The following is a 10,866-nucleotide window of genomic DNA, read 5'->3' on the forward strand; positions in this document are numbered from 1 at the left end:
GGGAAATGCACGCACGTCGCGGTCGCGGTCCGGCCCGAGCGGCCTCTACTAGGCGCCGCGACGTGCGTGCATTTCCCCTCGCGTTTCGCGCGCCGCGCCCGGCCGCGGTCCGCGCGCGCGTTTGCTCCGGCCGTGCAACCCGCTATGGTCCCGGCGCGGACGCGGAGGGGACCCTCGTCCCGATCCTCGTCCCGATCCTGGGCTCCGAGTCGTCGAGGCGCGCGTGGCCGGTTTCTTTGGCAGGTTCAAACCGAGGCCCCCGAAGCAGACGTCGCGGGGACGCGACATCACGCGCCCCGGCTGGAGCGACGAGCCGCCCCCCTCTGGACATCAGCCGATGAGCCTCGACACCCCCTACGACGGCTATCACGACGACGCCCAGGCGGCGGCCCAGTGGCACCGCGAGCAGCAGATCCGCGACCACGAGGCCCGGAAGGCCGCCACGCACGGCTACCTGGCCGTGCACGGCATCGAGAAGACCTTCGTCGGCCGCAAGGTGGTGAAGGGCGTCAGCCTCTATGTCCGGCGTGGCGAGGCGGTCGGCCTGCTCGGGCCGAACGGCGCCGGCAAGACCACGGTGTTCTACATGATCACCGGGCTGATCAAGGCCGACCGCGGCCGCATCGAGCTCGACGGCTACGACGTGACGGCGCTGCCCATGTACCAGCGCGCCCGCCTCGGCATCGGCTACCTGGCGCAGGAGCCGTCGATCTTCCGCGGCCTCAATGTCGAGGACAACATCCGGGCCGTGCTGGAGATCGTCGAGCCGAACAAGAAGCAGCGCGAGCGCGACCTCGACTCGCTGCTCGAGGAGTTCAACATCACGCGGCTGCGCAAGTCGCCGTCGATCGCGCTGTCGGGCGGCGAGCGCCGCCGCGTCGAGATCGCCCGGGCGCTGGCCAGCCGGCCGAGCTACATGCTGCTCGACGAGCCGTTCGCCGGCATCGACCCGATCGCGGTCGGCGACATCCAGGCGCTGGTCCGCCACCTCACCCAGCGCGGCATCGGCGTCTTGATCACCGACCACAATGTCCGCGAGACGCTCGGCCTCACCGACCGCGCCTACATCATCTACTCGGGCGAGGTGCTGACCGAGGGCGCCACCGAGGACATCGTCAACAATCCCGACGTCCGCCGGCTCTATCTCGGCGAGAGCTTCCGGATGTGACGGCCCTCGGGTCGACACGCAGGCGGGCCCGCTGATCTCGAAGTCGATCACGAAATCGTGATAGGAAGGACACGCCTCCGGCCCCGCCGGAGTCGTGTGCCCGGACCGCGTGGCACCCGAGCCACGCTGGCGTCGCTGCGGCAAGAATCCGAAAAACCACGCAAAGATTCGGATGTACAGCCGACGACAGATTGGATAAGCAAGAACCGGACCAAATCCGGGGCTTTTCCACGACCGGACCACACGACATCCGGGATTTCCATGGCGCTCTCGCAACGGCTGCAGCTTCGACAGACCCAGTCGCTGGTGATGACCCCCCAGCTTCTGCAGGCCATCAAGCTGCTGCAGCTCTCGCATCTCGACCTCTCCGCCTATGTCGAGGGCGAGCTCGAGCGCAATCCGCTGCTGGAGCGCGACAGCGGCGACGAGCCGAGCGTGCCCGAGCCGAACGGCGCCGACGCGGCGCCCGCCCTGGCCGAGGCGCCGGCCGGCCCGCGCGACGCCGCCGAGGAGTGGATGGCGGACGCCGCCGACACCAGCCGCTCGTCGATCGAGGACCGGCTCGGCGGCACCGCGCTCGACAACGTCTTTCCGGACGAGTCCGGCCCCGGCCTGTCGCGCCTCGCCGAGGAGCGCCCGGCCGGCTACTCGGAATGGTCGGCGGTCGGCAATGGCGGCCGCGATGACGACGACTACAACCTCGAGGCCTTCGTAGCGGCCGAGCCGACGCTCGCCGACCATCTCGCCGAGCAGCTCGCGCTCGCCGTGACGGATCCGGCCGAGCGGATGATCGGCCAGTACCTCTTGGACATGGTCAACGAGTCCGGCTACCTCGCCGGCGATCCGGCCGAGGTCGCCGACAAGCTCGGCTGCCCGCCCGAGCGGGTCGAGGCCGTGCTCGCCACGTTGCAGACCTTCAACCCGTCCGGCGTCTGCGCCCGCAACCTCGCCGAATGCCTGGCGATCCAGCTGCGCGAGAACGACCGCTTCGATCCCGCCATGCAGGCCCTGGTCGCCCATCTCGACCTTCTGGCGAAGCGCGACATCGCCGGGCTGAAGCGCAAATGCGGCGTGTCGGACGAGGACATCGCCGACATGATCGCCGAGATCCGGCGGCTCGATCCGAAGCCCGGCCTGCGCTTCGGCACCACCACGGTGCAGCCCGTGGTGCCGGACGTGTTCGTGCGTCAGGCGCCGGACGGCAGCTTCATCATCGAGCTGAACTCCGACACGCTGCCCAAGGTGCTGGTCAACCAGACCTATTACGCGCGCGTCGCCGGCCGGGCCAAGAAGGACACCGAGAAGTCCTATCTGTCCGATTGCCTGCAGAGCGCGGCATGGCTGGTGCGCGCGCTCGACCAGCGCGCCAAGACGATCCTCAAGGTGGCGAGCGAGATCGTCCGCCAGCAGGACGCCTTCCTGACGCACGGCGTCGAGCACCTGCGGCCGCTCAACCTGAAGACCGTCGCCGACGCGATCAGCATGCACGAGTCGACCGTGTCGCGCGTCACCGCCAACAAGTACATGGCGACGCCGCGCGGCACCTTCGAGCTGAAGTTCTTCTTCACCTCGGCGATCGCCGCCGCCGACGGCGGCGAGGCGCATTCGGCCGAAGCGGTGCGCCACCGCATCAAGCAGCTCATCGACGCCGAGACGCCCGACGACGTGCTCTCCGACGACACCATCGTCGAGAAGCTGCGCGCGGCCGGCATCGACATCGCGCGCCGCACCGTCGCCAAGTACCGCGAGGCGATGCGCATCCCCTCTTCGGTCCAGCGCCGCCGCGACAAGCAGATGAAGGCCGCGGTCGTTTAGAGGCCGGCTCGCCGCTCCGTTCTGTGGACGAGCTGCGCGTCGGTACACTCCGGCCTGCGATCCGGGTGGCGACGGTCCTCGGAGGCGAGTAATCTTACCGCCATGACACCTGCGATTGCCAAGGCTGCGCAGATCGGCACCGGGTTCTACACGGTGCCCGAGGCCGCGCGCCTGCTCAAGATCGCTCCGCTCAGCATCCGACGTTGGCTGGGTGGCTACACGTATCGAAACGGCGACGAGGCTGTGAAGATGCCCCCGCTGTGGCAGCCGCAGCTTCCTGCTTACGAGGACCACATCGAGCTCGGTTTTCGCGATCTCATCGAGTTGCTGATGATCAAGGGTTTCCTCGACGCGGGCCTGACCTTGATCACGATCCGAAACTGTCTCGAATACGCCCGCGAATGCGTCGACGATGATCGCCCCTTCTCGACGCGCCGCTTCCGGACCGATGGCCGTACGATATTCCTGGAAAGCTTGCGTCAGACCGGTGAGGACGAGGTTCTCGATCTGAGAAAGCGCCAATACGTCATTCGGCAGGTCATCGACCGTACCTTCAAGGATCTCGACCTGGCGGACGATATTGTCGCGAGGTGGCGGCCCTTCAACGGCAAGCAAAGCATCGTCGTCGACCCGAAACGCGCGTTCGGTCAACCGATCGCGGCCGAGTTCGGGATTCCGACCGTGACGCTCGCCGATGCCGTGGTGGCAGAGGGCTCGATACCGCGTGTCTGTGCTCTGTACGATGTTCCGGCATCGGTGGTCAGCGATGCCGTGGACTTCGAGCAATCGCTCCTCGCGGCGTGAAGATCTTCTTCGACCACAACATGTCTCCGGCGATGGCCCGCGCGTTCGGCGAACTTTTCAAAGGCCAGCACGACGTCATCACCCTGAAGAGCAGGTTTGGGCGGACCGATGTTCCGGACGTCGAGTGGATCACGGAACTGAGTCGGGAAGGTGACTGGGTGGTTTTCTCCGGAGACCGTCGGATCACTCGGAACAAGGCCGAATACCATGCATTTCGATCGTCAAACCTGATCGGTCTCTTCCTCGCTGCCGGTCTTCAGAAGTCCCCCGTCATCAAGCAGATGGAGCGGATTCTCGCGCTTTGGACGACGATCGAAACCGTCACGCAAAACGTGCAGGGCGGGGCGATGTTCGAGCTTCCGATGAAGGGGATGCGGCTTCGGCAGCTCAAGGTTTGACGAGCATCAGACGAGCCGGATGTCTGGAGAGAGACTCGAGCTTGCGCGAAAGCAAGTGGCGTCGTGTGTCGCGCTATTATGCGGAACTTGGCTCGGATAGGCTCTGCGGCAGAGACACTGCCGGGAGTCCCAAAAAATGCTCAGCCATGTCACGGTCGGCACCGCCGACGTTCTTCGCGCGACGGAGTTCTACGATCCCGTGCTGGCGACGCTCGGGCTCGCGCGGGTTAAGACCTTCAAGGTCGGCGCCGGCTACGCGCCCGAGGGATTCTCCGGCATCGAGCCGCCGTTCTGGATTCTGCGGCCGCAGAACCGGCAGCCGCCGAACCCCGGCAACGGCTGCATGGTGGCGTTCGAGGCGAAGACGAGGGCCGAGGTCGACGCTTTCCACGCCGCGCTGCTGGCGCATGGCGGCAGCGACGAAGGTGCCCCGGGCCTGCGTGCCCACTACCACCCGAGCTTCTACGGCGCCTATGGCCGCGACCCGGAAGGCAACAAGCTCTGCTGCGTCTGCCACCGGCCGGAGCCGTAGCGCGAGCCGGCGTGAGGCGACCGCTGCACCGGGTGCGGGCAGGGCGGTGCCGTTCGGCCACATGCGTTAAAAATTCGACGACGGCCTCCACGCGGCCATCCTGGCGGGCCATTCCGGCTTCATGATCGGGTGGCCGGAGCGATGTGCGCGCCGGCCCGACCCTGCCGTCCACCGGGAGCGATCGAGCGGTGCGCCTCGCGCTGGCCATCTCCGTGATCCTGCACGCCCTCCTCTGGGGGATCGCGGGCCTGCAGGTGCGCGCGCCGCTGGCGGCCGTGCCGCCGCCCATCACGGTCGAGCTGGTGCGGCCCGAGGAGGCTCCCGAGCCGCCGAAGCCCGACGCGCCAGCCCCGCAGCAGGCCGAGCGCCAGCCCGAGGCCCCGGCCGAGACGCCGGCCGAGACCCCGGCACAGCAGGCGAAGGCGGAGCCGCCGGCGCCGACGGAGCCGCAGAAGCAGAAAGAGCAGCCGCAACCAGTCCCGCAGCAGCAGCCCGAGCCGCCGCGAGCCGCACCGAAGGTCGAGCCGCAGGCGGCACCGAAGCCCGCCCCCGAGCAGACCGCCAGCCTCGCGCGCAAGACAGAGCCGGCGGTCGAGCCGAAGCTCGCCTCGGCGGATCCGACGAGCGCCGTCGCCAGCGCCGCGCCCGCGAATGCCGAGCCCGACGGGGAAGGCTCGGGGACCTGGTTCGACTCGCCCCTGATGAACGTGCCGGTCGGCTACCAGTCGACCGAGCGCAAGGCCAAGCTGACCGAGCCCGAGATCGCCGCCTTCAAGGCCCATCTGCGGTCGTGCTGGCAGCCGCCGGCGGCGCTCGCCGACGCACCGGCGGGCCTCAACGTGGTGCTGCGCGTCGCCTTCGAGCCGAGCGGCAAGCTCGCCGGCGAGCCGGCGCTGCTCGCCGCTCCCGCCTCGGCCAAGGGCCCCGTGCTGATGCAGACCGCCAAGGCGGCGCTCGCCCGCTGCCAGGCCACCGGCGTGCTGCCGCCAGGGAAGTACAAGGAGTGGAAGCTCCTCGATCTCGCCTTCTCGCCGGCCGGGCTGACGGGCTTGCCGAAGCTGTAGCGGCGACGCGGGCGCCGGCCTCGTCCGGGTGCGGAGACCGGCCGGGCACCCGCCGCCTCACGACACCCCCCACAAAGCAGAATGCCCGGCGCGAGGCCGGGCATCGAAGCGCTGAAGATCGCAGTGAGGCGCGATCAGGCCTGGGCGCCGGCCTGCTGGGCCTGGAGGCTCGCGACGCGCTGCTGGAACAGGCTGACGAAGTCGATCGGGTCGAGCAGCAGGGGCGGGAAGCCGCCGTTGATCACCGCATTGGCGACGATCTCTCGGGCGAACGGGAACAGCAGCCGCGGGCACTCGATCATCAGCAGCGGCGGCAGGTTGTCCTGCGGGATGTTCTGCAGCCGGAACACGCCGCCATAGACCAGCTCGAAACCGAACAGCGTGTTGCCGCCGACCTCGGCCTTGCCGTCGAGCTTCAGCTCCACCTCGTAGTCGGTGTTCGACATCGGGGTGGTGTTGACGTTGACCTGCACGCTGATCTGCGGCGGCTGGCCCTGCTGCATCAGGCTGCGCGGCGCGTTCGGGTTCTCGAAGGAGAAATCCTTCACGTACTGGGCGAGCACGTTGAGCGACGGCCCCTGGGGCTGCGCCTGCGGAGCGGCCGCGTCGCCGCCGTTGGTGGTGGCCATGATCTCTCCTGACCGCGAGCAGGCGCCCGCGTGACCTCGAGTCGAAAATCCGTCGCCGCCGGCGGTTCCGGCGGGTGGCGCGTGGCTAACACAGCCCGCCGGACCCGACAAGCCGGGCTCCGGCGGGCGCTCTCGGACCCGGGTTACGCCCGGCCGCCCTCATGCCTGCGGGTCGCGGCGCGCCCGGCGCCGCCGCTTCGGCTCGGGCAGCACCTCCCACTCGTCCGGCGCGAGATCGACGACCGGCCCGGCGCCGGGATGGCGGCGGCGCGTGAAGGCGGGGTCCGGCGCGCCCGGCGGCCCGCCGGTGCCGAGCAGCGCGTCGAGGCGGGTCCGCACCGACGGGACGAGCACCAGGAGGGCGGCGAGGTCGGTGAGGAAGCCCGGGATCGCGAGCAGCACGGCGGCCAGCGCCGGGATGGCCGGCACGGTCCGCTCGCTGCCCTGCGCGGCAAATCGCCCCGACAGCAGGTCGCGGACATCCTGCAGCCACCGTGGTCCCCTCTGATACAGGATCAGGACGCCGGCCCCCGAGCCGGCGATCAGCAGCACGGCCGCGCCGGAGACGCCGAAAAACGCCGAAACGATCAGGAAGGCGATCAGCTCCGCGAGCGGGAGAAGCACCAGGCCGGCCACCAACCACTTGCCGATTTTCATTGATCTTGCACCCGGAAGCAGTCACAAATCCGAGGTATGCCCGTGGGTCGACGATACGCTGCGGCGCATGACGCCGAAGAGCAACCTGGCCGGAGAGGCCGTCGGCTCGATGGTCTCCGACCCGGTAACCACAACCCCGGACCGGCTGCGGGTTTCCCCGCCGCCCCTGGACCGGCAACGGGAGCGTACCTAGATCATGGCAACCCGGAGCGTGCCAGCCAGGGCGTCGGAACCTGCCGGTTCGGAACCTGCTCGGTCGACCCCTTGTTAGCCCGAAGCCGTCCTTTCGAATCCCTGCAACGTCTGCGAGAGCGTGCGAGACGTGTTTGACATCTATACCATCATTTTTCTCGCGCTCGCCGTGTTCATCTTCCTGCGGCTGCGCAGCGTATTGGGGCAGCGGACCGGCCGCGAGCGGCCGCCCTACGACCCGTTCTCCACCCGTGACGCCGCCGCGCCGCGCGACGCGGCCCGCAGCGCCAACACGAACGACAAGGTGGTGACCCTGCCGACGCGAAGCGACGTGCCGACCGCGCCGCGGCCGATCGAGGCCGCCGAGGCGCCGGTCGCCGTGTCGCCCGACCGGCTCAAGGGCATCGCGGCCCCGGGCTCGCCGGTCGCCGCCGGGCTCGCCGCCATCGCGGCCGCCGACTCGAGCTTCGACCCGCAGCATTTCCTGGTCGGAGCCCGCGCGGCCTACGAGATGATCGTCACGGCTTTCGCCGAGGGTGACCGCCGCTCGCTGCGCAACCTCCTCTCGAAGGAGGTGTTCGACGGCTTCGAGGCGGCCATCAAGGATCGCGAGAGCCGCGGCGAGACCGCCGAGACCCGCTTCGTGTCGATCGACACGGCCGAGGTGTCGTCGGCCGAGCTGCGCGGCCGCATCGCCCAGGTGACGCTGCGCTTCGTCTCCCAGCTCATCTCGGTGACGCGCGACCGCGCCGGCGCCGTGGTCGACGGCTCCGACGAGAAGGTCACCGAGGTCACCGACGTGTGGACCTTCGCGCGCGACGTCTCCTCGCGCGATCCGAACTGGAAGCTGGTCGCCACCGAGGCCGGCCACTGACGGCCGCGACGGCGCCCCATGACCGCCGTCGCCCTCTCCTCCCGTCGCCTTCGCATCCGCCGCGGTCGAGTTCGCGCATTCGGCCTCGCGCTCGTCTGCGCATTCGGCCTGTCGATCGACGCCGTGTCGGCCGCCCCGGCGGCCCGGCGTGACGACCCCGAGACCCGCGGCCACGGCCGCCCGCCGCCCGAGATGCCGCTGGTCGTCGAAGACGCGCAGCTCGAGCCCGTCACCTTCGCCGATCTGCCCGGCTGGACCGACGACGACCAGGCCGCCGCGCTCGCCACCTTCAAGGCGAGCTGCCGGCCGCTGCTGCGCGGCGATCCCGCCGCCGACCCCCGGCCGATGCGGCGCGCCCTGATGGGACCGTGCCGGCGCGCCCTGGCCCACCGCGCCGGTGCCGGCTCCGAAAGCCCCGAAGCGGCGCGAAAATTCTTCGAGCAGAATTTCCGGCCGCTGCGCATCAGCCGGATCGGCGAGCCGGCCGGCTTCCTCACCGGCTATTACGAGCCGATCGTCGACGGCTCGCGCTTCCCGAACCAGATCTTCAAGGTCCCGATGTATCGCCGGCCGCCCGACCTGGTGGCGCCCGGCGCCAAGCCGGGCCAGCCCTTCCCCAACCGTGGCCAGGCGTTCCGCGTCCTCCCCGACGGATCGAGCGTGCCGTATTACGACCGCGGCGAGATCGAGGACGGGGCGCTCTCCGGCCGGCACCTGGAGATCGCCTGGCTGAAGGATCCGGCCGATCTCCTCACCATCCAGATCCAGGGCTCGGCCCGCGTGCGGCTGGAGGACGGCACGCTCCTGCGCGTCAACTACGACGGCCACAACGGCTTCCCCTACACGCCGGTCGGCCGGGTGCTGATCGAGCGCGGCCACATCCCGCGCGAGGAGATGTCGATGGCGCGCATCCGCGACTGGATGCGCGACAATCCGGACGAGGCGACCGAGGTGCGGCGGCAGAATCGCGCCTTCGTGTTCTTCCGCATCGTCGGGCTCGACGTGACGCAGGGACCGCTCGGCGGCCAGGGCCTCCCGCTCACCGACGGGCGCTCGATCGCGGTCGATCGCGTGCTGCACGTCTACGGCACACCGTTCTTCATCTCGGCCGAGCTCCCGATCACCGGCATCCGCACGAACGATCCGTTCCGCCGCACCATGATCGCCCAGGACACCGGGTCGGCCATCACCGGGCCGGCGCGCGCCGACCTCTATTTCGGCTCCGGCGACGAGGCCGGGCGGATCGCCGGCCGCATCCGCGAGCCCGGCCGCTTCGCCGTGCTGGTGCCGAAGGAGATCGATCCGGTCGCGCGCGGCGCCGCGCTGCCGCTGCCGCGGTTGCGGCCGCCGCCGTTGCCTGAAAAACCGGCCGCGAAGCCGAAGCCGTCACGCGCCGAGCCGCGCGCCGGCCGGCGCGCGCCGCAACGCTGACGCATCGTGGGGCGGGGCATGGTGCGCAAGCTCAGCGACGAGGAGCACCGGCTGTGGTCGGGCGTCATCCGCTCGGTGCGGCCGCTGCATCAGGCCCGCGCCTCGGTGGCACCGCTGCCCGCCGATGCGGCTGCGCCGGCGACACCGGAGCCGCGCCACGCGACGCGGGCCAAGCTCGCGGCCCCCCCGCGCGCCGCGAAGCCGGCCATTCCGGAGGCGCCGAAACCGCCCCCGCTCGCCCCGATCGGCCGGCGCGACACGCGGCGGCTGGCGCGCGGCACCACCGAGATCGAGGCGCGCATCGACCTGCACGGCATGACCCAGAGCCAGGCGCACGCGGCGTTGCGCGGCTTTCTCATGCGGGCACAGGGCCAGGGGTGCCGGCACGTGCTGGTGATCACCGGCAAGGGCGGCGACGGCGAGGGATCCGGACAGGGATTTGGGCACGGCCAGGGCCGCGGCATCCTGCGCCGGCAGGTGCCGTTGTGGCTGCAGCTGCCGGAGTTCCGCGCCTGCGTGGCCGGCTTCGACGCCGCGGTCGGCCACGGCGGCGCCGGCGCGCTTTATGTGCGGATCAGAAGATCACGCTCATAGCACAGGGCAAGAACGCCCCGGGCCCGACCCGCGCTCTGACCTAATTGTCTGCCCTTTGGATTAGACTTTTGATCCAACTCATACAGCTCTCAATTGCCCAGTTGGTTTGTGGGATGGATAGACTGGTCAGTTCTTCTGCCCCAGGTCCGTGGCTTAGTGGGTTCCGAACGTGCTTGAAGAAGACCTCCAACGTTTCAGCCTCCCAAGCTTCAAGGATTCCCCCACTCCTTAGATTGTCGATGTAGTTTTTCGCACCACGTTCCCGTCCCGTGGAGAGGCCTCTCTCGTTTGATATTATCTTAATCGTGCTTTCCAGAGCTTTTCCAGCATACAATGCAGGGTCGCGACCTTGCGTATCGCGCCTATCTATGGCATCCTTCATATCGTAATCTACGTTCTGCCATTTTGGGTCGGAAACCAACCTCCAGAAGGGTTTTTCGACCTCCTGATTTGTGATTTCATCAAAGACAAGCTGTATGAAGCCATTGTGGTAGTTAATACTAACGGCCCTCATGATTGACCGATGTGAGCCCAAGCTCGCATTCCGATCGAGGTGATAGTCTCCGGCTGGGCGACGAGGTGTCGCCAAGCGTCGCAGGCGGCGTCGACGATGTCGTCGTAGGTGTCGAAGACGCGGTTGGAGAGCCAGTTGCCGCGCAGGAACTGCCAGACGTTCTCGACCGGGTTGAGCTCCGGCGAGCGCGACGG

The 10,866-nt window shown here is 69.1% G+C and carries 13 protein-coding genes; 9 read left to right on the plus strand and 4 right to left on the minus strand.

All coding sequences use genetic code 11. From position 1 onward, the window contains the following. Positions 1–223 precede the first annotated feature (223 nt). The 6 genes from lptB (at position 224) to CCR97_RS01205 (ending at position 5,781) form a co-directional block, all read left to right on the plus strand. Positions 224–1,168: an LPS export ABC transporter ATP-binding protein gene (lptB, locus tag CCR97_RS01180; RefSeq protein WP_408090428.1), complete on the plus strand. Its 945-nt coding sequence runs from the start codon at positions 224–226 to the stop codon at positions 1,166–1,168. A gap of 261 nt (positions 1,169–1,429) precedes the next feature. Next, on the plus strand, positions 1,430–2,983 hold the full coding sequence (gene rpoN / locus CCR97_RS01185; RefSeq protein ID WP_111357900.1) for an RNA polymerase factor sigma-54: 1,554 nt from the start codon (positions 1,430–1,432) through the stop codon (positions 2,981–2,983). Positions 2,984–3,085: 102 nt separating this feature from the next. Next, positions 3,086–3,787, plus strand: a complete 702-nt coding sequence (locus CCR97_RS01190) for a hypothetical protein (RefSeq protein ID WP_170145889.1) — start codon at positions 3,086–3,088, stop codon at positions 3,785–3,787. Then, positions 3,784–4,185 carry a PIN-like domain-containing protein gene (locus tag CCR97_RS01195; RefSeq protein WP_111357899.1) on the plus strand — a complete coding sequence of 134 codons (402 nt, stop codon included), beginning with the start codon at positions 3,784–3,786 and terminating at the stop codon, positions 4,183–4,185. The genes CCR97_RS01190 and CCR97_RS01195 overlap by 4 nt, the downstream gene beginning before the upstream one ends. A gap of 136 nt (positions 4,186–4,321) precedes the next feature. After that, positions 4,322–4,717 carry a VOC family protein gene (locus CCR97_RS01200; protein WP_111357898.1) on the plus strand — a complete coding sequence of 132 codons (396 nt, stop codon included), beginning with the start codon at positions 4,322–4,324 and terminating at the stop codon, positions 4,715–4,717. Positions 4,718–4,905: 188 nt separating this feature from the next. Then, on the plus strand, positions 4,906–5,781 hold the full coding sequence (locus CCR97_RS01205; protein WP_111357897.1) for a hypothetical protein: 876 nt from the start codon (positions 4,906–4,908) through the stop codon (positions 5,779–5,781). 134 nt (positions 5,782–5,915) lie between these two features. Here the strand turns inward: CCR97_RS01205 and secB are convergent, their stop codons facing one another. Further along, on the minus strand, positions 5,916–6,410 hold the full coding sequence (secB, locus tag CCR97_RS01210) for a protein-export chaperone SecB (RefSeq protein ID WP_111357896.1): 495 nt from the start codon (positions 6,408–6,410) through the stop codon (positions 5,916–5,918). Between the two features lie 159 nt (positions 6,411–6,569). Continuing rightward, positions 6,570–7,067 (minus strand): FxsA family protein, encoded by a 498-nt coding sequence (locus CCR97_RS01215; RefSeq protein WP_111357895.1) that lies wholly within the window; start codon positions 7,065–7,067, stop codon positions 6,570–6,572. A gap of 322 nt (positions 7,068–7,389) precedes the next feature. Between CCR97_RS01215 and CCR97_RS01220 the strand changes: the two genes are divergently transcribed. The 3 genes from CCR97_RS01220 to CCR97_RS01230 are packed head-to-tail and all read left to right on the plus strand — an operon-like array spanning position 7,390 to position 10,158. Further along, positions 7,390–8,133 carry a Tim44/TimA family putative adaptor protein gene (locus CCR97_RS01220; RefSeq protein WP_111357894.1) on the plus strand — a complete coding sequence of 248 codons (744 nt, stop codon included), beginning with the start codon at positions 7,390–7,392 and terminating at the stop codon, positions 8,131–8,133. 18 nt (positions 8,134–8,151) lie between these two features. Beyond that, positions 8,152–9,564 (plus strand): murein transglycosylase A, encoded by a 1,413-nt coding sequence (gene mltA / locus CCR97_RS01225; protein ID WP_244670196.1) that lies wholly within the window; start codon positions 8,152–8,154, stop codon positions 9,562–9,564. An 18-nt stretch (positions 9,565–9,582) separates the two neighbouring features. Next, complete coding sequence (locus tag CCR97_RS01230) at positions 9,583–10,158, plus strand: Smr/MutS family protein (RefSeq protein ID WP_111357893.1); 576 nt, start codon at positions 9,583–9,585, stop codon at positions 10,156–10,158. Between the two features lie 40 nt (positions 10,159–10,198). On the opposite strand, the gene CCR97_RS01235 is transcribed toward CCR97_RS01230, so the two are convergent. After that, positions 10,199–10,672: a hypothetical protein gene (locus CCR97_RS01235; protein WP_111357892.1), complete on the minus strand. Its 474-nt coding sequence runs from the start codon at positions 10,670–10,672 to the stop codon at positions 10,199–10,201. After that, positions 10,669–10,866, minus strand: a 198-nt coding sequence (locus tag CCR97_RS01240; RefSeq protein WP_201159240.1) for a transposase, incomplete at its 5' end; no start/stop codon positions are given. The genes CCR97_RS01235 and CCR97_RS01240, both read right to left, overlap by 4 nt.

Origin of the sequence: Rhodoplanes elegans, assembly GCF_016653355.1 — a bacterium.
Lineage (GTDB): Bacteria > Pseudomonadota > Alphaproteobacteria > Rhizobiales > Xanthobacteraceae > Rhodoplanes > Rhodoplanes elegans.